Origin of the sequence: Variovorax gracilis, from assembly GCF_030317115.1 — a bacterium.
GTDB classification, from domain to species: Bacteria; Pseudomonadota; Gammaproteobacteria; order Burkholderiales; family Burkholderiaceae_C; genus Variovorax; species Variovorax gracilis.
Genome location: NZ_JASZYF010000005.1, coordinates 278,549 through 299,213, shown reverse-complemented (window position 1 = coordinate 299,213; position 20,665 = coordinate 278,549). Strand labels below are relative to the sequence as shown.

General features: G+C 63.8%; 24 protein-coding genes and 2 tRNA genes. 12 read left to right on the top strand and 14 right to left on the bottom strand.

Annotated elements, in window-relative coordinates:
- Positions 1–3: 3 nt before the first annotated feature.
- The 6 genes from QTH97_RS13245 (at position 4) to QTH97_RS13220 (ending at position 4,227) form a co-directional block, all read left to right on the top strand.
- Positions 4–1,089, top strand: a complete 1,086-nt coding sequence (locus tag QTH97_RS13245) for a tartrate dehydrogenase (protein ID WP_286568615.1) — start codon at positions 4–6, stop codon at positions 1,087–1,089.
- A 224-nt stretch (positions 1,090–1,313) separates the two neighbouring features.
- On the top strand, positions 1,314–1,586 hold the full coding sequence (locus QTH97_RS13240; RefSeq protein ID WP_007830705.1) for an HU family DNA-binding protein: 273 nt from the start codon (positions 1,314–1,316) through the stop codon (positions 1,584–1,586).
- A gap of 17 nt (positions 1,587–1,603) precedes the next feature.
- A tRNA-Val gene (locus QTH97_RS13235) sits at positions 1,604–1,679 on the top strand.
- Positions 1,680–1,753: 74 nt separating this feature from the next.
- The gene (locus tag QTH97_RS13230; RefSeq protein ID WP_286568614.1) at positions 1,754–3,667 is read left to right on the top strand and encodes a SurA N-terminal domain-containing protein; all 1,914 of its coding nucleotides are present in this window, start codon (positions 1,754–1,756) and stop codon (positions 3,665–3,667) included.
- Between the two features lie 28 nt (positions 3,668–3,695).
- Positions 3,696–3,771, top strand: a tRNA-His gene (locus QTH97_RS13225).
- Between the two features lie 117 nt (positions 3,772–3,888).
- Positions 3,889–4,227: an H-NS histone family protein gene (locus tag QTH97_RS13220; RefSeq protein WP_286568613.1), complete on the top strand. Its 339-nt coding sequence runs from the start codon at positions 3,889–3,891 to the stop codon at positions 4,225–4,227.
- 68 nt (positions 4,228–4,295) lie between these two features.
- Here the strand turns inward: QTH97_RS13220 and QTH97_RS13215 are convergent, their stop codons facing one another.
- The gene (locus QTH97_RS13215; protein ID WP_286568612.1) at positions 4,296–5,282 is read right to left on the bottom strand and encodes an NADPH:quinone oxidoreductase family protein; all 987 of its coding nucleotides are present in this window, start codon (positions 5,280–5,282) and stop codon (positions 4,296–4,298) included.
- A 125-nt stretch (positions 5,283–5,407) separates the two neighbouring features.
- Here QTH97_RS13215 and surE point away from each other — a divergent pair, with 125 nt between their 5' ends.
- The 5 genes from surE to rlmD are packed head-to-tail and all read left to right on the top strand — an operon-like array spanning position 5,408 to position 10,465.
- Complete coding sequence (gene surE, locus QTH97_RS13210; protein ID WP_286568611.1) at positions 5,408–6,172, top strand: 5'/3'-nucleotidase SurE; 765 nt, start codon at positions 5,408–5,410, stop codon at positions 6,170–6,172.
- 1 nt (position 6,173) lies between these two features.
- Positions 6,174–6,947, top strand: coding sequence for a protein-L-isoaspartate(D-aspartate) O-methyltransferase (locus QTH97_RS13205; protein ID WP_286568610.1), 774 nt, complete (start codon positions 6,174–6,176; stop codon positions 6,945–6,947).
- An 11-nt stretch (positions 6,948–6,958) separates the two neighbouring features.
- The gene (locus QTH97_RS13200; protein ID WP_286568609.1) at positions 6,959–7,933 is read left to right on the top strand and encodes a peptidoglycan DD-metalloendopeptidase family protein; all 975 of its coding nucleotides are present in this window, start codon (positions 6,959–6,961) and stop codon (positions 7,931–7,933) included.
- 4 nt (positions 7,934–7,937) lie between these two features.
- A complete protein-coding gene (locus tag QTH97_RS13195; RefSeq protein ID WP_286568608.1) occupies positions 7,938–8,987 on the top strand; it encodes a sigma-70 family RNA polymerase sigma factor in 1,050 nt (349 codons plus the stop codon).
- Between the two features lie 41 nt (positions 8,988–9,028).
- Positions 9,029–10,465 carry a 23S rRNA (uracil(1939)-C(5))-methyltransferase RlmD gene (rlmD, locus tag QTH97_RS13190; RefSeq protein WP_286568607.1) on the top strand — a complete coding sequence of 479 codons (1,437 nt, stop codon included), beginning with the start codon at positions 9,029–9,031 and terminating at the stop codon, positions 10,463–10,465.
- A 46-nt stretch (positions 10,466–10,511) separates the two neighbouring features.
- Here rlmD and QTH97_RS13185 read toward each other — a convergent pair whose 3' ends face one another.
- A complete protein-coding gene (locus tag QTH97_RS13185; protein WP_286568606.1) occupies positions 10,512–11,213 on the bottom strand; it encodes a Bax inhibitor-1/YccA family protein in 702 nt (233 codons plus the stop codon).
- 166 nt (positions 11,214–11,379) lie between these two features.
- Between QTH97_RS13185 and QTH97_RS13180 the strand changes: the two genes are divergently transcribed.
- Positions 11,380–11,787 (top strand): GlcG/HbpS family heme-binding protein, encoded by a 408-nt coding sequence (locus QTH97_RS13180; protein WP_286568605.1) that lies wholly within the window; start codon positions 11,380–11,382, stop codon positions 11,785–11,787.
- Positions 11,788–11,965: 178 nt separating this feature from the next.
- Here the strand turns inward: QTH97_RS13180 and hemP are convergent, their stop codons facing one another.
- From hemP to bfr, 12 genes are all read right to left on the bottom strand, one after another.
- Positions 11,966–12,178 (bottom strand): hemin uptake protein HemP, encoded by a 213-nt coding sequence (hemP, locus tag QTH97_RS13175; protein ID WP_286568604.1) that lies wholly within the window; start codon positions 12,176–12,178, stop codon positions 11,966–11,968.
- A gap of 94 nt (positions 12,179–12,272) precedes the next feature.
- Complete coding sequence (locus QTH97_RS13170) at positions 12,273–12,686, bottom strand: ExbD/TolR family protein (RefSeq protein WP_286568603.1); 414 nt, start codon at positions 12,684–12,686, stop codon at positions 12,273–12,275.
- Between the two features lie 5 nt (positions 12,687–12,691).
- On the bottom strand, positions 12,692–13,408 hold the full coding sequence (locus QTH97_RS13165) for a MotA/TolQ/ExbB proton channel family protein (RefSeq protein WP_286568601.1): 717 nt from the start codon (positions 13,406–13,408) through the stop codon (positions 12,692–12,694).
- A 20-nt stretch (positions 13,409–13,428) separates the two neighbouring features.
- On the bottom strand, positions 13,429–14,127 hold the full coding sequence (locus tag QTH97_RS13160) for an energy transducer TonB (protein WP_444813434.1): 699 nt from the start codon (positions 14,125–14,127) through the stop codon (positions 13,429–13,431).
- A 105-nt stretch (positions 14,128–14,232) separates the two neighbouring features.
- Positions 14,233–14,505 (bottom strand): (2Fe-2S)-binding protein, encoded by a 273-nt coding sequence (locus tag QTH97_RS13155; protein ID WP_286568598.1) that lies wholly within the window; start codon positions 14,503–14,505, stop codon positions 14,233–14,235.
- A gap of 112 nt (positions 14,506–14,617) precedes the next feature.
- Positions 14,618–15,298 carry a Fe2+-dependent dioxygenase gene (locus QTH97_RS13150; protein WP_286568597.1) on the bottom strand — a complete coding sequence of 227 codons (681 nt, stop codon included), beginning with the start codon at positions 15,296–15,298 and terminating at the stop codon, positions 14,618–14,620.
- A gap of 98 nt (positions 15,299–15,396) precedes the next feature.
- Complete coding sequence (locus tag QTH97_RS13145) at positions 15,397–16,764, bottom strand: sulfite reductase subunit alpha (RefSeq protein WP_286568596.1); 1,368 nt, start codon at positions 16,762–16,764, stop codon at positions 15,397–15,399.
- On the bottom strand, positions 16,761–17,666 hold the full coding sequence (locus QTH97_RS13140; protein WP_286568595.1) for an FAD:protein FMN transferase: 906 nt from the start codon (positions 17,664–17,666) through the stop codon (positions 16,761–16,763). The genes QTH97_RS13145 and QTH97_RS13140 overlap by 4 nt, the downstream gene beginning before the upstream one ends.
- Positions 17,667–17,791: 125 nt before the next feature.
- Complete coding sequence (locus QTH97_RS13135; RefSeq protein ID WP_286568594.1) at positions 17,792–18,595, bottom strand: DUF4198 domain-containing protein; 804 nt, start codon at positions 18,593–18,595, stop codon at positions 17,792–17,794.
- A 34-nt stretch (positions 18,596–18,629) separates the two neighbouring features.
- Entirely contained in the window at positions 18,630–19,154 is a 525-nt protein-coding gene (locus QTH97_RS13130) for a DUF2271 domain-containing protein (RefSeq protein ID WP_286568593.1), read from the bottom strand.
- A gap of 18 nt (positions 19,155–19,172) precedes the next feature.
- Positions 19,173–19,817 (bottom strand): PepSY-associated TM helix domain-containing protein, encoded by a 645-nt coding sequence (locus tag QTH97_RS13125; RefSeq protein ID WP_286568591.1) that lies wholly within the window; start codon positions 19,815–19,817, stop codon positions 19,173–19,175.
- A 198-nt stretch (positions 19,818–20,015) separates the two neighbouring features.
- The gene (bfr, locus tag QTH97_RS13120; protein WP_286568590.1) at positions 20,016–20,492 is read right to left on the bottom strand and encodes a bacterioferritin; all 477 of its coding nucleotides are present in this window, start codon (positions 20,490–20,492) and stop codon (positions 20,016–20,018) included.
- Positions 20,493–20,665: the final 173 nt, after the last annotated feature.

Here is a 20,665-nt window from a genome sequence, read left to right as displayed (position 1 = left end):
GACATGAGCACCCAACGAATTGCAGTCATCGCCGGCGACGGCATCGGCAAGGAAACGATGCCCGAGGGCCTGCGGGTGCTCGATGCCGCAGCGCGCAAGTTCGGTATCGACCTGAAATTCGACCATTTCGACTTTTCGAGCTGGGACTACTACGAGAAGCACGGCAAGATGCTGCCCGACAACTGGAAGGATCAGATCGGTGGGCATGACGCCATCTATTTCGGCGCGGTCGGCTGGCCCGAGAAGATCGCGGACCACGTCTCGCTCTGGGGCTCGTTGCTGCTCTTTCGCCGCGAGTTCGACCAGTACGTCAACCTGCGCCCCGCGCGGCTGATGCCGGGCATCGTGGCGCCCGTGGTTCGCCGCGACGGCACGCCGCGGCAGCCGGGCGAGATCGACATGTACATCGTGCGCGAGAACACCGAGGGCGAATACTCGAGCATCGGCGGCCGCATGTACGAAGGCACCTCGCGCGAGATCGTCGTCCAGGAGACCGTGATGTCGCGCGTCGGCGTCGACCGCGTGCTGAAATTCGCGTTCGACCTGGCGCAGTCGCGCCCGAAGAAGCATCTCACCAGTGCCACCAAGTCCAATGGCATCTCGATCACCATGCCCTACTGGGACGAGCGTGTGGCTGCGATGGCGCAAAGCTACCCGGACATCAAGCTCGACAAGTTCCACATCGATATCCTGACCGCGCATTTCGTACAGCGCCCGGACTTCTTCGATGTGGTGGTGGCGAGCAACCTCTTCGGCGACATCCTGTCGGACCTGGGGCCTGCCTGCACCGGCACGATCGGTATCGCGCCCAGTGCCAACCTGAACCCCGAGCGGACCATGCCATCGCTGTTCGAGCCCGTGCACGGTTCCGCGCCGGACATCGCCGGCAAGGGCATTGCCAACCCGATCGGCCAGATCTGGTGCGGCGCGATGATGCTGGAGTTTCTCGGCCACAAGTCCGCGCACGACGCGATCCTGTCGACGATCGAGAAGGTTCTGGCGCCAGGAAGCGGCGCGCCGCGCACGCCCGACATCGGCGGAACCGCAAGCACGAGTGACCTCGGCAAGGCCATCGCCGAGGCACTTTGAAAAAGACTTGTCAAAACGCCACTAAAATCGCGCTCCTCGCTGGGTTCTAGCGGGGAGTGTCGTATTGACACCCTGTAGACCAGTGGTTGTAATCCTTGTCGGCAGCGCGCTGCCGGCGCGTCAGAACTGCCACCCTTTTTCCTGCACTTCGCCCCCGTGGCCATCGTCACGGGGCTGGCATCGCTTCTGACGACTGATCAACAATTTTCCTGCAAGGGGCCCTTGTGAACAAAACCGAACTCATTGAGCACATCGCAAAGAACGCCGATATTTCCAAAGCTGCTGCCACCCGCGCACTCGAATCCACCATCGGCGCCATTCGTACCACGCTCAAGAAGGGCGGCTCCGTTTCGCTCGTCGGTTTCGGGACATTTGCAGTAGGCAAGCGCGCCGCCCGGACCGGCCGTAATCCACGTACCGGCGACGCGATTAAAATCAAGGCCGCCAAGATTCCGAAGTTCCGTCCCGGCAAGGCGCTGAAAGACGCGCTGAACTGAGACACTGTTTTCAGGTGGGGTGCTTAGCTCAGCTGGTAGAGCGGCGCCCTTACAAGGCGTAGGTCGGGGGTTCGAACCCCTCAGCACCCACCACCCGAAGCAAAGGCGAACAGTGTGTTCGCCTTTTTTGTTGCCGTCCCGCAATTCGTCACAGAGAGTGCCCCAGCATGTTTGATTCCTTCCGCAAGTACAACAAGATCATCATGGTGTTCTTGTTCTTGCTGATCATTCCTTCGTTCGTGCTCTTCGGCGTCGATCGGTATCAGGGAGATGGCCAAGGCGAAAAAGTGGCGCGAGTTGCTGGCCATGACATCACCCGCCCCGAATGGGATGCGCAGCACCGCAACGAGGTCGACCGGATCCGCCGGCAGGCGCCCAACATCGAGCCGGCCCTGCTCGACTCCGATGCGGCGCGTTACGCCACCCTGGAGCGCATGGTGCGTGATCGCGTCCTCGCAGCAGCGGCGTCCAAGTCGAACATGACCGTGTCCGAGGAGCGGCTCGCACGGCTGTTTGCCGCGGACCCCGGCCTCGCGTCGTTCCGCACGGCCGATGGCAAATTCGACCGCGAGAGCTTCATGCGCGCAACGGGCCGCACGCCGGAGCAGTACGAAGCCTCGGTCCGCGCGGACCTGGCGACGCAACAGGTGTCTCTGGGCGTTTCGGGCACGACCTTCGCGACCGCCGCGCAAGCCGCCGCGGCGCTGAACGCCTTCTACGCTCGCCGCGAAATTCAGGTGGCACTGTTCAAGCCTGCCGACTTCGCGTCGAAGGTCAGCGTCAGCGATGCTGATCTCCAGGCTTTCTACAAGGACCACACGGCGCAGTTCCAGGTGCCCGAACAGGCCAGCGTCGAATACCTGGTCCTGGACCTCGAAGCCGCGAAGAAGAACATTTCGGTCAGCGAAGCTGATCTGCGGAGCTACTACGACCAGAACAGCGCGCGCTTCGGCAGCAAGGAAGAACGTCGTGCAAGTCACATCCTGATTGCCGCGCCGGCAAGCGCACCGGCCGCCGACCGCGAGAAGGCGCGCGCCAAGGCCGAGCAATTGCTGGCCGATCTCAGGAAGGCGCCCAACACTTTTGCCGATGTGGCACGCAAGAATTCGCAGGACCCCGGCTCGGCGGAGAAGGGCGGTGATCTCGATTTCGTGACGCGCGGCGCGATGGTCAAGCCTTTCGAGGATGTGATGTTCGCGCTCAAGAAGGGCGAGATCAGCAACGTCGTCGAGACCGAGTTCGGCTATCACATCGTCCAGCTCAACGACATCAAGCCCGCCGTGGTGCCAACCTTCGACAAAGTGCGCGCCACCATCGAGAACGAAGTGCGCAGCCAGCAGGCCACGCAGGAGTTCGCGAAGGCCGCCGAGATCTTTACCGACATCGTCTACCAACAGCCCGACAGCCTGAAGCCGGCCGCGGAGAAGCTGAAGCTGACGATCCAGACGGCCAGCAACATCGGGCGCACGCCAGCGCCGGGTGCTGCCGGCGCGTTGGCCAGCCGCAATTTCCTGAACGCGCTTTTTGCTCCCGATACGCTTGAGCGCAAGCACAACACCGAAGCCATCGAGATCGGGCCCAACCAGCTCGCATCGGGCCGCGTCACGCAGCACAGCCCGGCGCGCGCGCTGCCGTTCGAAGAGGTCAAGGACAAGGTTCGCACCCAACTCATTGCCGAACGTGCGGCCGCCCTTGCCAAGGCCGAGGGCGAAGCCAAGCTGGCCGCCTGGCAGGCCGATCCCGCGGGAGCAACTTTCGGTGCGCCTGTGACAGTTTCGCGGCTGGAAACGCAGTCGCAGCCGCCGACAGTCATCGAGGCCGCTTTGCGGGCCAATACCAGCAAGCTGCCGGCGCTCGTCGGAACGGATCTTGGCGCGCAGGGCTTTGCGGTCGTGCGGGTCATCAAGGCCGTGCCCCGCACGCCGCCCGCTGCGGAGCTGGCGAAACAGGAGAACGAGCAGTTCGCGCAGGCGGTGGGCTCGGCGGAGAACGCCGCCTACTATGACCTGCTGAAGAGCCGCTTCAAGGCTGAAATTTCGGTTCCAAGGCCCCAGGATTCGACGCCGGGCGTCGAACGCTAGTTTTTTCACGCTACAATCGCAGGCTGCGGTGGCTGTAGCTCAGCTGGTAGAGTCCCAGATTGTGATTCTGGTCGTCGTGGGTTCGAGTCCCATCAGCCACCCCAAACTTCAATAGAAAAAGCGCCGACCCAATGGTCGGCGCTTTTTTTTGTGCGTTCTGTACTTGCGGTAATTGACTTTTGAATTAAAATTTTCGCTTTCTAATTCGAGGATTAGCACCGATGGCCTCATCCCTTGCCGACATCAATTCCCAGATCAAGAAGCACGACGAGCAGATTGCGCAATTGCGCAAGCAAGCCGAAGAGCTGAGAAATCAGGAGCGCTCTGGAGTGATCGAGGAGCTGCGCAAGAAGATCGCTGAATACGGTTTGACCGCAGCCGATCTCAAACTCACGGCACGCGTTGGCAAGCGCAGCGCAGGGGTTGCTGCGACCAAAACCGCTGCAAAGTATCGCAGCCCCACCGGCGAGACCTGGTCTGGCGGCCGTGGCCGCAAGCCGCGCTGGATCACTGAGGCACTTGCAGCCGGTAAATCGCTGTCGGACTTCGAGATCAAGTAAGGCCTTCGTCTCGGTCAAGGTAAAAAGCCCGCTCATGCGGGCTTTTTTTATGGGCTTCGTGAGAGTGCTCAGTTGACCAGGACAAGCTTGCCCTTGACCCCGCGCGAGCCCATGTGGGCGTAGGCGGCCTTGAGTTCCGCCATGGGCATGGCGCGATCGATCACGGGCTTGATCTTGCCCTGGCCGTACCACTTCGCCAATTCGGCCATCATCTGCGCGTTGGCCTTGGGCTCGCGCTTCGCAAAATCGCCCCAGAACACGCCGACCAGCGATGCGCCTTTGAGCAGCATCAAATTCAACGGCAGCGAAGGAATGGGGCCTGCGGCGAAACCCACGACCAGATAGCGGCCACGCCAGCCAATGGAACGGAACGCCGGTTCGGCAAATTCGCCGCCGACCGGGTCGTAAATGACGTCGGGTCCCTTGCCGTCCGTTGCCGCTTTGACTGCATCGCGAAAACCATTGGGAAGCGCATGCGTCGTGTAGTTGATCGTGATGTCCGCGCCGATGGATTTGCACAGCTCGCATTTTTCGTCGGTCGACGCGGCTGCGATGACCTTGGCTCCCGCGGCTTTTGCAATCTGAATCGCCGCGGTCCCGACACCACCGGCCGCGCCGAGCACCAGCACCGTATCGCCGGCCTTCAATTGCGCTCGGTCCATCAATGCGTGCCAGGACGTCGCATAAATCATGATGAACGCGGCGGCGTCGACATAGCCAAAGCCTTCTGGAAGCGGCATGCAAAGCGCCGCAGGCGCGAGCGTATGCGTTCCGAAGCCGCCCGTGCCGGACAGGCATGCAACGTTCTGCCCGACCTTGAGATGCGTGACGCCTTCGCCAACGGCGGTGATAACGCCGGCATATTCGGAGCCCGGCACGAAAGGCAATGGCGGTTTGATCTGGTATTTGTTCTGCACGATCAGCAGATCGGGAAAATTCAGGCTCGCCGCCTTGATCTCGACCAGCACCTGTCCGGCGCCGGGGGTCGGCGTTGGCAGTTCTTTCCACGTGAGCGCGTCGACGCCGGTGGGGTTTTCGCAAAGCCATGCGTGCATGCTCGTGTCTCCTATCTATGAGTCTGGGGGCAATGAATGCGGGCCATGATAGGTGGGGTGCGCCGCACGTGTTGTCCCAGCCGTGACGCACCCGCCGCCTACAATCGCGCGCACTGATAGACGCCATGAAGATACTTATTTCGAACGACGACGGTTTCCAGGCTCCGGGCATCGTCGCGCTGCACGACGCGCTGAAGGACATAGCCGAGGTCGAGGTGGTCGCTCCGGAGCACAACAACAGCGCCAAGTCGAACGCGCTCACGCTGGCCGCGCCGCTCTACGTGCACACCGCCCACAACGGGTTCCGCTACGTCACCGGAACGCCGGCTGATTGCGTTCACATCGCGCTGAAGGGCTTGCTCGACTACCGGCCCGACCTCGTCGTGTCCGGCATCAACAACGGCGCCAACATGGGCGACGACACGATCTATTCAGGCACTGTCGGGGCCGCGATGGAGGCCTACCTGTTCGGCATACCGGCGATCGCCTTCTCCCAGATCGAAAAGGGCTGGGCCCACATCGACGCGGCGGCCCGTGCGGCGCGGCGACTGGTCGAGCAGATCGAGCGGGAACAGATGCTCGGCGGCAGTGCATTCCTGCTGAACGTCAATGTGCCGAACCTTCCCTTCGATGAATTGAAGTCCGTTCAGGTGTGCCGGTTGGGGCGCCGCCATGCCGCCGAGAAAGTCATCACGCAGGACAGCCCTCGGGGCGAAACGATGTACTGGATTGCCGGTGCGGGCGGAGCGAAAGACAGCGGCGAGGGCACCGACTTCCACGCGACCGCTGGCGGCCACGTTGCGCTGACTCCGTTGCAGATCGACCTGACCGATCACGCCAACCTGGGGCAATGGCGCGACACGGTGGCTCGCCTCGGCGAGCGCGCCTGACATGGCAAGCCAACGCCCGGGATTTCCCGTGCGGCTGACGCCTACGGCTTCTGCGGCGACGCGTGGGCGTCTGCCCGCGGTCCCCGCCAAGCCGACGGTCCACAGCACTCCGTCGATGGCGTCGGATGCGGTGCGTGCGCGAATGGTCCAGCGTCTGGCCGCGCAAGGCATTGCCGATGCGCGCGTACTGCGCGCGATGGGCACGGTCGAGCGTCACCTGTTCGTCGACAGCGCGCTCGTCAACCAGGCGTATGAAGACACCAGCCTGCCGATCGGACTGGGCCAGACCATCTCCAAGCCCAATGTGGTCGCCCGCATGATCGAACTGCTGCTCGGAGCGCCCGCATTGGCGGGCAAGCCCGGCGATCGCTTGGGGCGCGTGCTCGAGATCGGTACGGGCTGCGGCTATCAGGCCGCGGTTCTCAGCCACGTTGCGGCAGAGGTCTACAGCATCGAGCGCTTGAGAGGGTTGCATGAGCGCGCGCGTTCGAACCTTCGCCCCTTCAGATTGGCGACGGTTCACCTGCTGCTTGGTGACGGCATGATCGGCTATGCGAAGGGGGCGCCCTATGCCGGAATCATCGCCGCGGCGGGCGGCGAGGCCGTGCCGGAAGCGTGGATCGCGCAACTCGCGGTGGGCGGAAGAATCGTCGCGCCGACGCAGTCGGCAATGGGCGGACAAGCCTTGGTTGTCATTGATAAAACCGCACGCGGCGTCGAGCGTCGCATTCTTGAGGCGGTTCACTTTGTCCCCCTAAAATCGGGAATTGCTTGAAGGAAGAACACATGCAGGGTATTGGCAATCGGGGCTGGCTTGCCGGCGTGACGCTGGTGGTTTCGCTCGTGATTGCGGGTTGTGGTGCACCGCGTGGCCCGGTGCCGGTCGAGGATCGCGGCACCATGACTCGTACGCCGGCTGCACCCACCAACGGAACCGCTGTTCCCGGGGTGCCGCCGATCACCGTCGATGCCAACGGCAAGCCGCTGGCTGGCATCGAGAACTACGGCAAGCCAGGTTACTACGCGGTGCGTCCGGGCGACACGATCCGTCGCATCGGCACGGAAACCGGTCAGAGCTGGCAGAACATTGCGCGCTGGAACAATCTCGACAATCCTGACCTCATCGAAGTGGGCCAGGTGCTGCGCGTGATTCCGCCCGTTGGCGGAACTGCAACGGCCACGGCATCGACTGCGCCCGCGACCACCGACGCGTCCGGTGTCACCACTCGACCGGTGACGCAACCGATCGTCGCACCCGCCACTGCCGCCACAGCGGCTACGGCTGCGGCTGCAACTGCTGCATCTCCTGGTGCGGCGCCGAGCGCTGCAACCAAGCCGACTCCGCCGGTTACCGCTTCGCCGACGCCTCCGGCTGCCTCGGCATCGGGAGATGAAGACGTGGGCTGGATCTGGCCCGCCCAGGGCTCGTTGATCGCGGGCTTTGACGAAGCCAAGAACAAGGGACTCGACATCAGCGGCAAGGCGGGTGACTCAGTCCTCGCGGCTGCCGATGGTCGCGTCGTCTACGCAGGCGCGGGACTTCGCGGCTATGGCAACCTCATCATCCTGAAGCACAACAACACCTACCTGACCGCATACGCGCACAACCGTACGCTGTTGGTCAAGGAAGACCAGTCGGTGCAGAAGGGGCAGAAGATTGCCGAGATGGGCAACAGCGATGCAGACCGCGTCAAGCTGCACTTCGAAATTCGCCGTCAGGGCAAGCCGGTCGATCCGGCGCGGTACCTGCCAGCGCGCTAGCGTCATGGCCGCCTCTCGCCTTCATCGCACCCCGGTCGTGCGACGAGTGGCGGGCAACGGCGGCACTTCGGACATCGAGGCGCCGCGCGCTCCGGAGCCTTCCATCCCGCTGCGCGGTGCCATGGACCGCGTTGCGGGCGAGGGCCTGATAGAGAATCCCCGTGAAGCCCTGTCGACCGATCTCGGCGGCGATGGCGCTGACGGCGGTGATTCGTTGACGATCTACCTGCGCGAGATCCGGCGCACGCAGTTGTTCACGCCTGAAGAAGAATACCGAACCGCCTGCGCCGCGCGCGGCGGTGACTTCGCAGCGCGGCAATCGATGATCGAGCACAACCTGCGGCTGGTCGTCAACATTGCCAAGTCCTACCTCGGGCGCGGCGTGCCGATGGCGGACCTGATCGAAGAAGGCAACCTCGGTCTCATGCATGCGATCAACAAGTTCGAACCGGAGCGGGGCTTCCGTTTCTCGACCTATGCGACCTGGTGGATCCGGCAATCGATCGAACGCGCGGCGATGATGCAGGCGCGCGCCATCCGCTTGCCGGTGCATGTGGTGCGCGAGTTGCAGCAGGTGATGCGTGCACGTCGCGCATTGGAAGGCGACCCCGAATTCATCGCCCGTCGGCCAGACGGTGTGCGCGTCGAAGATGTCGCGGCGCTGCTCGGCCGCGAAGTGCAGGAAGTGGCGGACCTGATGGCGCTTGCCGAAGCGCCGCGTTCACTCGACGCCGGCGGTGAGCGCGGCGACGAAAGCTTCACCTTGGCAGATACCGTGGCGTCGGATGACGAAGGCGCCGACCCAACGGGCGTCACACAGACCCACGAAGTCGAGAAGCTGCTCGATCAATGGATCCTGGTTTTGACCGAGCGTGAACGCGAAGTGCTCGAAGGCCGCTATGGCCTGCATGACCGCGACCCGGAGACGCTGGAAGTCTTGAGCGTTCGGCTCGGATTGACCCGCGAGCGTGTCCGGCAGATCCAGAACGAGGCGCTGGCCAAGATGCGCCGCCAACTGGCGCGCGCAGGCGTGCAGCGCGACGCGCTCCTGTAGTCGCAGGGATCGCGCTTCGTGCGGCCTGAGACAATCCGGGCATGACGGAAACGAAAGAAAAGAAGGAAGCGCAGCGCCCCCGCGACGAATGGCTGCAGGTGGAGTCGCTCGATCTCGACGCGCAGGGCGTGGCGCACAAGGCCGACGGCATGGTGGTGTTCATCGAAGGTGCATTGCCTTTCGAAGAGGTCCAGTTCAACGTGCATCGGAAGAAGAACAACTGGGAGCAGGGTACGTTGACGGCGATCGCACGAGAGTCGTCGCAGCGCGTGCGACCGGGGTGCCCTCACTTCGGGCTGCATGCCGGTGCCTGCGGCGGCTGCAAGATGCAGCACCTCGACGCGGCTGCACAGGTCGCGGTGAAGCAGCGCTCGCTCGAGGACAACCTCTGGCACCTCGGCAAGGTGCGGCCCGAGAACGTGCTGCGGCCGCTCGAAGGACCCGCCTGGCACTATCGCTATCGTGCGCGGCTTTCCGTGCGCCACGTGGTGAAGAAGGGCACGGTCCTCATCGGCTTTCATGAACGCAAGAGCCGCTATCTGGCGGACATGAAGGTGTGCCCCGTCCTGCCGGCGCAGGTCAGCGACATGCTCATGCCTTTGCGCGAACTGATCGGCTCGATGGACGCGCGCGAGACCTGTCCCCAGATCGAACTGGCCTGCGGCGATTCGCCCGATGGCACGGGACGCTTGGGCGTTATTGCCCTGGTGCTGAGGCACCTGGAGCCGCTGTCCGATGCCGACGTGGCTCGGCTCAAGGCTTTCGCATCAAGGAACGAAGGGGTCCAGTGGTGGTTGCAGGCCAAGGGGCCGGAGACCGTCAAGTTGCTGGAGGAGGGTGGAGAGCCGCTGGCTTACGGGCTCCCCGAGTTCGGCGTGACGATGCCCTTCAAACCGACCGATTTCACGCAGGTCAACCCGCACATCAATCGCGTGCTGGTCGGCCGCGCGTTGCGGCTGCTCGATGTGCAGTCCGATGAGCGGGTGATCGACTGGTTCTGCGGACTGGGCAACTTCACGTTGCCATTGGCGAGCCGGGCGCGCGAGGTGTTGGGCATCGAAGGCAGCGATACGCTGGTGGCGCGCGCCACGGACAACTACGAGCGCAATCGTCCCGCGGTGCCGGGGCGGCGCGCGCTCGCCACGACGAGCTTCGTTGCGCGCAATCTGTTCGAGATGACGCCGGCGATGCTCGTGGCGGACGGCGCTGCGGAGAAATGGCTGGTCGATCCGCCTCGCGAAGGCGCGTTTGCGCTGGCCAAGGCGCTCGCCGACCTCCACCAGCAGGTCGAACTGCACCGTGGTGGCTGGGCTCCGCCCAGGCGGATCGTCTATGTGAGCTGCAACCCCTCGACGCTGGCGCGCGATGCGGGCCTGCTGGTTCATCAGGCGGGCTACCGATGCACCTTCGCGGGGGTGGTCAACATGTTCCCCCACACCGCGCACGTGGAGTCGATCGCCGTGTTCGATCTGGCATGAAAAAAGGGCCCCAAGAGGCCCTTTCTCGCCGAGGTGAAGAACTCTCTCAGTCGCGCTCGCCGCCGAAGATGCCGAGCAAGGCCAGGAGGCTCTGGAAGACGTTGAACAGATCGAGGTACAGCGCCAGCGTTGCGCTGATGTAGTTGGTTTCGCCACCGTCCATGATCTGCTTCAGGTCGTACAGCATGAAGGCCGAGAAGATGCCGATCGCGGCGACCGAGATCGCCATCATGCCGGCGCTCGAACCCACGAAGACGTTGATGATGGCACCGACCATCAAGACCATCGCACCGACGAAAAGCCACTTGCCCATGCCGGAGAGGTCGCGCTTGATCACCGTGGCCAACGACGCCATCACGAAGAACACGCCGGCCGTGCCGCCAAAGGCGGTCATGATCAGTTCCGAGCCGTTCTTGAAGCCCAGCACCATCGCGATCAGTCGCGACAGCATCAGGCCCATGAAGAAGGTGAAGGCCAGCAGCACGGGCACGCCCGCCGCGGAATTCTTGGTCTTCTCGATCGCGAACATGAAGCCGAACGCACCGCCCAGGAACACGATGAGTCCGAGCCCGCCGCCGAGAGACCGGGTGATGCCCGTGGCGACGCCAAACCACGCGCCGAGCACGGTGGGCAGCAGGCTCAGGGCGAGCAGCCAGTAGGTATTGCGCAGGACGCGCTGACGGTCTGCCTGCGGCAGCGTCTGGCCGTAGCCGACGGAAGTGTCGAGGGTGTTGACGCGGTCGTTCATTGCTGAAACTCCAGGGGTTTGCTGCAAAACTGCAGTTGGGGCGCATTCTAGGACCCTGCAAGGGCCAGCGTTCAGAAAGACCTGAGTTCGGATATTCCTACCGCCAACAAGGGCTCTTCCGGGGCCAACGCTATGCTCGAGGGTTACGCAACTTTCCTTGAAGACCATGAAGACCAAGTCATTTCTCGAACTCGCCGATGTCAAGGCCATCGCCGCGGCAGCCGAAGCCGAGGCCCTCAAGAACAACTGGGCCGTCACCATCGCCATCGCCGACGACGCGGGCAACTTGTTGTGGCTGCAGCGCCTGGATGGCGCCGCCGCGCTGTCGTCCCACATCGCACCTGCCAAGGCCCATACGGCTGCGATGGGGCGCCGCGAGAGCAAGACTTACGAAGACATGATCAATGGCGGTCGCACTTCGTTCCTGACGGCGCCCGGCGTGATGGGCTTGCTCGAAGGCGGAGTGCCGATCGTCAAGGACGGCCATGTGATCGGCGCGGTGGGCGTCAGCGGCGTCAAGTCGAACGAGGACGCCCAGATCGCCAAGGCGGGCATCGCGGCCATCGGTCTCTGAGCGCTCTCCTCTAAAAAGCAGAACGCCGACTGCGAGGTCGGCGTTTTTCATGGCGGTCCAAGGTGGGAAAAAAAGCTTGGCTAGTCGGCGAACCGTTGGCTAGCAAAAAACGACCCTTTGGAGATGAATCTCCTCGAGTCGCCCCACGATGAAACTTGCGCGAGGGGCGGGCTGAACCTTATTTGGTCAGGATCAGCTTGCCGAGTTTGGTGGCTTGCAACCGATAGAGGGAACCGTTGTGCAGGATGCCGACTGTCTTGCTGCCCTTCAGGAGTTCAGCGCTTTCGAGCAGCGGTGCCGGCCGGGCAGGCTCGCTGGAAACGCGTCCGCCGCCTGAATGATCAAGCGAGGGATGGCTCAAGACGGTGAAGGCGCTGGGCGTGGCTTGCATTGGAAATCCCCTTATCGAAGCGATGAGCAAATGATAATGATTCTCAATAAAAAGTCAATCGCCGCCATCGATTTTTTTGCCTTGCGAGGCTGCTTTACTTGGGATCGGGTTCAGTGATGAAGCCGATCTTGCGCACGCCGGCTTCACGTGCAGCCGACATGGCTTGCGCGACGCGCTCATAGCGGACCGCCTTGTCGCCGCGGATGTGCAGTTCGGGCTGCGGCTCCTTCGCAGCTTCTGTTGCCAGCCGCGATTTGAGGTCTGCGTCCTCGATCTTCTGCTCGTTCCAGTAGTAGCTGCCATCGGCGGCCACCGTGAACAGGATGTTCTGCGGCTTGGTCTGCTCCGGCTCGCTGCTGGCGCGGGGAAGGTCGATGTTCACCGCGTGCTTCATCACGGGCACCGTGATGATGAAGATGATGAGCAGCACCAGCATGACGTCGACCAGCGGCGTCATGTTGATCTCGTTCATCACCTCATCAGGTTCGTCCTGGGTACCGAAAGCCATGGCGCTCAGCCTTTCTTCAGCGGAACGACGGTGGCCTCGACCCCGCCGCTTTGAACGCGTGCACCGGTCACGAAGTAGGCGTGCAGATCGTGCGCAAAACTGTTGAGCTTGGTCAGCACGAACTTGTTGCCGCGCACGAGGGCGTTGTAGCCAAGCACGGCGGGAATGGCGACCGCGAGGCCCAGCGCCGTCATGATCAGTGCCTCGCCGATCGGGCCGGCGACCTTGTCAATGGTTGCCTGACCGGCCGTGCCGATGCTCATCAGCGCGTGATAGATGCCCCACACGGTGCCGAACAGTCCGATGAACGGCGCGGTCGATCCGACGGAGGCCAGGATGGCGAGACCGGTTTGCAGCCGCGCCGTGAACTCGTCGATCCCGTTGCGCAACGCACGCGTGATCCAGTCGCTGACGTCGAGCGCGTCATGCAGATGGGCCTTGGTGTTGCGATGGTGGGCGGCCGCTTCACGACCTTCGAGTGCGAGTGCTCGGAAAGGGTTGCTGTCGTCCTTGCCCAGCTTGTTGAGTGCCGTGGCGAAATCTTCGCTATGCCAGAAGTCTTGCGAATGGGACGCCTGACGCTTGTACTTGATGACGTCGATCGCCTTGATCAGGATCACGATCCATGATGCAAGCGACATGCCGATCAAGAGCAGCGCGACGGCCTTGGTGACGAAGTCGCCCTGATGCCACACGTTCATCAGGCCAAATTGGGAATCCATACGAAGCTACTCCAGAAAAATTAATTGAGAACCCAGTTGATCGGCACGTTGAACTCCATCGGTTCAACGACCCCATTGCGTTTGCCCGGTACGTAGCGCCAGCTCTTCACGGCGGCGAGTGCGGCCTCGTCCAGCCGTTCGTAGCCGCTCGACGTTCGAATGCTCGCCTGCTTGGGAAGGCCGTCGACGCCGATCAGTACGCGCACGATCGTCTTGCCTTGCTCGCCGAGGCGCTTGCTCATGGCCGGGTAGACCGGCTTCGGGTTCTGCAGATAGTCGGCATTGCTGGACGGCAACTGCACCGAAGGTGGTGCCGGCGCAGCGGGCGGGGGGGCCGGCGGCTCGGGCGGCGCCGGCGGTGCAATGGGCGCCGGCGGGGGCGGCGGTTCGATGCTGCCGGTCGGCGCGTTCGGCGCTGGTGTCGGCTTCGGTTCGCGAATCGCCTGCGGCCGCGGCGGAGGCGGTGTCTTGGTTATCTGCCGCTTGGGTTCGGGTGGCGGCGGAGGAGGGGGGGGCGGCGGCTCGACCGGCTTGGGCGGCTCCACGAACTCGCTCAGGATCGCGACCGGTATGACGACCTCGGCGGCGCGGCGCAGCAGCCCGCTTTGCAGCGCCCAGAGCGCGGCGACGTGAAAGAGCACCACGCTGCCTGCGATGACGGCATTGCGAGAGAGGCCAAGGGCCGTTGGAGGGGGCGGAGAAAAGCGGCTAGACACAATCAACCATTCGAGTTCGGGCACCGTCAAAGGTGCCCTGGTGCAGCAGAACCGCTAACGCCAATTACTACTTGCGGAAAATCCACCAGACCGAGCTGGCGACGAAGATCAGGCTGCCGCCGAGGGCCGCGAAGAGTTCCATGCGTTGCTTTCCTTGATGGAATTGGCAAGCTGGATCGCCACCGGCCCCGTTTCGCGATGGAGCGCGGCGACCGGATGCGAGATGCTGCACTGCGCGACCACTTCGCGCGCGCAACCTTCGCACTGGCCGCACTGGGTGGCCACGCCGAGTTCAAACTGCACTTCGTCGAAAGTCATGCCGGCCCGCACGTGGCGTGCGATTTCTCGGTCGGAGACTCGGCGACATACGCAAACGATCATGGCGGTGAGAGCGACTGTTGGCTGGCTGTTTGAAGAGGACTCGATTATAAATACGAATTCTTCGCATTTGCAATAACTATCGTGTCCGCAGGGTCGGTCGAAAACCGGCCCCTCAGATTTCAGACCACATGCGCAGCAGGTTGTGGTACTGGCCGGTGAGGGCAATGGATTCCTCGCATTCCCCGAGGCGGGCGCGGAGTTTCTGGATCACCTGGTCCATTTCGAAGAGCATGGCGCGCTGGCGCTCGTCGCGCACCATGCTTTGCAGCCAGAAAAACGAGCAGACACGCGCTCCGGCGGTGACCGGGTGGACGCGGTGCAAGCTGCTGGACGGGTACAGGATCAGATCACCCGCCGGCAGCTTGACTTCGTGCGTGCCATAGGTGTCGACCACTTCGAGCTCTCCGCCCTCGTATTCCTCCGGGTCGCACAGGAACAGCGTGCACGACAGGTCGGTACGCAATTGCTCGCCGCTGCCTGGTACCGAGCGTACCGAGCCGTCGACGTGCAGGCCGTAGTGCTCGCCGCCCTCATAGCGATTGAACAACGGCGGCACGAAGCGCAGGGGCAGGGCCGCAGCGAAGAACAGGGCATGACGGGCCAAGGCGCCCAGAATCGTCCTGCCCAGCTCGCGGCCGACCGGGGATTGCTCGGGCAACTGGCGGTTGCGCTTGACACGCGCTCCCTGGTCGCCAACCGTCTCGCGGCCATCCACCCAGTCGGTGGCGTCCAGGCTGGCGCGAATCTCGCGGACCTGTTCCGCGCTGAGAACTTCGGGCACATGCAGCATCATCTTGCGGATTCCTCAAGGAAAAATCACCGGCCATGGGGCCGTGGTCGAGTGTCGCACCGCGGGTAGGCGACAGTGGACCGCGGTGGCGACTTCGTGAGTCAGTAAACGTCGCGGCAATACCTTCCGCTGGACAAGAGCTCGCCCATGGCGGTGTCCCCGACGATCTGGCGCAGCGCCGCATCGACACCGCCTGCCATGCCTTGCAGGCTGCCGCACACATAGATTGCAGCATCGCGCTCCATCCAGGCACGCACCTCCTCGTGGAGTTGCAGCACCCGATGCTGCACGTAGAGCCGCTCGGGCTGATCGCGCGAGAACACCATGTCGACGCGCTGAAGAACCCCGCTGCGCTGCCAGGCTTCGATTTCATCGCGGCAGAGGAAGTCGTGCTGCGCGTTGCGCTCGCCGAACACAAGCCAGTTGTCGTGCTGACCCATGGCCGCACGGGCGCGCAGATGGCTCCGGAGACCGGCCAGGCCGGTGCCGTTGCCGATCAGGAGCAGGGGCCGGCGCGCGTTCTCGCCGAGGCGAAAACTGCGGTGCGTGCGCAGGCGCAACTGGATCGTGTCGCCCAGGCTCAGCGACGAGGTCAGCAACCCGGAGGCCGCCCCGAGGGTGCCGTCCTGATGTTGCTCCTGGCGCACCAGGAACTGCAGTTCGCCATCGGCCGCGATGGAGGCGATCGAGTAGTCGCGTGGCCGACCCGGATCGCTCGCGAGCGCCAGTTGCGCGATGTCGCCGGATTGCCACTCGGGTGCCGGTGCGGCCGTCGGGGCGAATGCCAGCAAATAGACGGGGGCGCCCGCGCTGCCGCCGTTCAGCAGGCGGCGCGAGGCGAGGCGCCAGGATGTTTCGCGCGTCTCCGGTGCCTCGGCCGTGGAGTTGTTGGCGGGTCTGCCGCCGAATTGCGCCTGCCATGCAGCCAGTGTGGTTGGGTCTGCGTTGTCGACCTCTATGCGCTCGAATGCGCGCGTCGCGCCGGCTGCATGCAGCCAATCGTCGAGTTGGCGCCCGAAGCGGCAGAAATTGGCGTATTGCCGGTCGCCGAGCGCCAGCACCGCATAGCGCAGCGATGACAGCTCCGCCTTGACACCCATCACCCGCTCTGCGAATACGCTGGCACCGTCAGGCGCGTCGCCTTCGCCGTACGTGCTGGCGATGAACAATGCCCTCGGCGCGCTGCGAAGCATGGACGTGTCGACATCGTTGAGCGACAGCACGCGGGCGGGCGTGCCGGCCTCGTGCAGCCAGCGGCCGGTCTGCCAGGCCAGGGCCTCGGCCTGACCGGTCTGGCTGGCAAAAAGTACCAAGGTGGCGGCGCTGGGCTGGTTGCCGGCCAACGTCGCTGCCTGACGCGCGGTGGCGTCGCGCAGTTGCTGCTGGCGCCAGTAGATGGCTGCGCACAGCGAGATGTAGGCGAGCGCGATGAGGCTCGCGGCCAACGCTCGCAGTGTGGGCTCGGTCATGGTGCAGATCGGGGCCAGCGGTCGCTGGCGAATCGCTGCGGCCCGTCGACGCCGCGGCAGACGAACAGCGCGGCAATTCCGTGCCGCTGGGCGAAGTCGAGGCCCTCTTGCGGACCGAGCACAGTCAGTGCCGTCGCCAGCGCGTCGGCCTGCATGCAGGCCTGGTGCAGCACCGTCACCGAGGACAGGTCAGGACTGCTCGGTTCGCCCGTACGTGGATCGAGCGTGTGCGACCAGCGCCGGCCCTGGTGCTCGCGCACATGCCAGCGGTCGCCGGAGGTCGCGATCGCCATGTCTTGGAGTGGCATCCGAAGGGCAGCCCCCGATGACGCCTCGACCAGCACCTGCCAGGGTTGACCGCCCGGCCGCCGCCCTGCGGCACGCAATTCACCACCCACTTCGAGCAGGAAGTCGGACAGCCCGAGGGCCCGCAGTCCGGCGGCGCCGTGGTCGACCGCGAAGCCCTTGGCGATGCCCGACAGGTCGAGCGAGACGCCGCCGGGCTGCACGAGGCTCCGCGTGGCAACGTCGAACGCCAGGCGCTGCCAGCCTGATTGGGCGCGGGCTTGCGCCAGTGCGGTCGGGGAGGGTGGGGCGATGGTTGAGGCGCCGGCGTGCGCGCCGAATCCCCACAGTGCCACCAACGGGCCGATACTCGGGTCGATCGCGCCACCGCTGGCCGCCGCCCAGTCGAGAGCGCAGGCCAGCACTTCGGCGAATTCCGGTTCGAGCACGTGCCGAGTGCCGGCCTCGGAACGGTTGAAGCGGCTGATGTCGGATTCGGGCTCCCACGTGCTCATCTGCGCGACCACGCGGTCGAGCGCGCCTTGTACGCTGTCGCGCACTTCATCGAGCCCGATCATGCGCGGGTTGTCGACGCGGAGCGACCAGGTCGTACCCATGCTGCGGCCCGCGAGGGACTGCAGCGTCGGAGGATCGGCTCGGCGCGGCTGCGGCGTGTTGGCGTAGCCGCCAGCGCGCCAGGTCGCGAACGAGGGGCGTTGCGCGGCCGGATGGTGGCTGGGACTCAGGGCATCACTTCCAGGGTGGCGGCGTAGCTCAGGCGTCGTTCCTTGGCTTTCGGCACCGAGGTCTTCTGGTCCGTCGTGTTGACGTCGAGCCAGTACATGCCCGCTTCCGGCCAAGTCACGCTGAACTGGCCCTTGGCATCGGTCTTGATCTTGAGTTCGTCGAGCTTGTCGCGGTAGCGCGTGTTGCCCAGCGTGACCGTGACTTCCAGATCCTTGGTCGGCTGGCCGTCCAGCTGCAGCGTGAAGCTCGACTTCTCCCCCTTGACGAGGTCAGTCGGGTTGGCCGAGATCAGTTCGAGACCCTTGCCAGTCGGGCGCAGCGCACTGGGCTTGCCGACGGTGATGAAGGTTTCGTTGCGACCTGCTGATTGGGTGATCTCGACCTCTTGCGCATCGGGCGGAATCTGGCTCGCGATGTTCTCGGCGGTCCCGCGCGCACGCTTGGCCTGGCCGGTCGCCTTGTCCTTCCAGCGCGCGAAGATGCCGTCATTGACGAGTGCCACTCGGTAGGTGCCGGGCTGCGTGAGGTTCAGGTCGAACACGCTGCGCAGCTTGCCCTTGAACATGTTCTCAGGCTTGACCGTGCTGCCGTCGGGCGCGGTGACGGCCAGGCTGTCCAGGTTCAGCGGGTTGTGATTGAAGAAGAAAAGGTCGTTCGACACCGCCGCGTCGATCGTGACCCAATCGGCCTTCGACAGCACGGTGCTCGAAGGCATCAGCCAGGCGTTGTGGGCCTGGACCGCGGCGGTGCCGGCGCAGAGGGCCAGCCCGAGAGCAAAGGTGCGAAGAGAGAGCTTCATGATGAGGTTCCTGTGAGAGGGAAGGAAGAAGAACTCAGGGCTTGAGCTCGAGCGAGATTGCGCCGAGTTCGCTGTTGCCCGCGGCTTGCGATTGCTCGGCCTTCGTCGGTGGCCACTGGAAAGGAATGCTCACGATCTCGCGGCCGCCGACCTCGCGCGCGGCCTCCACGTACAGCTTGTAGGCCCCCGGCACCAGCTTCGGCAGCGCCACCGAGCCTTCGGAAAACGCGATCTGGTGCTTGCCGGCGGGGCGGGTGGCGCTGCTTACGCCGTCGACCGGCATATCCAGTTCGCGGCCGGTACGCCGCCACCACTGGCGCATGTCCTTGAGCCACTTGGTGCCTTCGCCTTCGGCATTGCCGCCCTTGTTCTTGACGTCGTACCAGACCGCCAGCGTACTGGCCACCGACTTGTCGGGCCGCTCGATCCAGGCGGCCACGTAGGGACGGTGGTACTCGGACACATTGAGCCGCGGCACTTCGATGTTGACCGTGAGCCCCGCAGCGAAGGCTGGCGCGCCGAACAGCGCGGCGAGTGCGAGGGAATAGCGAACTTGCACGAAAACCTCTTTCCTGGATCAGTGGATGAACAGCAGCGCGAGCAGCACCGGGACCACCAGGCCCATCCCGACCATCGGCCAGGTGAAAGGCCGGTTGCCGGCGTGCATCTTGAGAATGAAAAGTCCGGTGATCGAGAACACCAGCGTGGCCGCGGCGAAGATGTCGATGAACCAGCTCCAGGCCGCGCCGCTGTTGCGGCCCTTGTGCAGGTCATTGAAGTAGGACAGCCATCCCCGGTCCGTGCGCTCGTACTCGGCCTCGCCGTCAGCCAGGTTGACCCGCAGCCAGGCATCGCCGCCAGGACGTGGCAGGGAGAGGTAGATCTCGTCGTCAGACCATTCGGCCTCGCGTCCCGCAGTGTCGACCGACCACTGCTTCCGGATCCACTGCTGCAGGTCGGCAGGCAGCTCTGCCTTGCCCTTGTGCGCCTTGGCCTCGGGCAGGTGCTTCAGCAGTGCTGCGCGCAGGACATCGTCGACCGTGGCGGTCCGGCTCGTCACCTTGGGCTTGGCTTCGATGCTGGCCGCGTGGTTGAGCGTGAAGCCCGTGATGCCAAACAGCAGCAGGCCGATCAGGCAGAGCGCTGAACTCACCCAATGCCATTCGTGCAAGGTTTTGAGCCAGTAGGCGCGTCGGCGGTTGTCGGTGGAAGCGGCGTTCATCGAAGGCGACGATTCTAGCCTTACAGATGCGAATGAATGTTATTTGCGTGATGGAGGGCGCATGGACGGAGAGGGGGCGAGGGCGCTTGAACACCGCGTCGCCGCGACGTCGAACGCTCCGAAATCCATAGCGGTGAAGTTTCGTAAAGGCAAAAAAAAGCGGGGCCGAGCCCCGCTTGGATGTGGCGCGCTACGCGTCTATTCGATCTCGCCCATCTGCGACTGCAGGTAGTTCTGCAGGCCGACCCTGCCGATCAGGTCGATCTGCGTCTCGAGGAAGTCGATGTGCTCCTCGGTGTCGTCGAGGATTCCCTGGAGCAGGTCACGCGAGACGTAGTCGCGTACCGATTCGCAGTGAGCGATGCCGGCCTTGATGGTGGCTTGCGCGCCAGTCTCGGCCTTCAGGTCGCATTCGAGTATCTCCGGCACGTCCTCTCCGACGTTGAGCTTGGCCAGATCCTGGAGGTTGGGCAGGCCATCCAGCATGAAGATGCGGTCCATGAGCTTGTCGGCATGCTTCATTTCGCCGATCGACTCGTCATATTCCTTTTTCGCGAGCTTGTCCAAACCCCAGTGCTTGAGCATCCGGTAGTGGAGGAAGTATTGGTTGATGGCAGTGAGCTCGTTCTTGAGCTGCGCCTGCAAATGATCGATGACTTGTGGGTCGCCCTTCATGGTTTTTCCTTGTTCTTAAATGGTCGATTGTGAGAGCCACTCGTGCGGCGTTGCAAGTAAACCCATGCTTTCGCGCTCTGCATGCGTGTGAGGGTGATAGGCGTTCGCATTCATAGGGGTGGGCAATGCATTTAATAGTTCGCGACTATTAAAAAGCGTTAATTGGTAGTTAT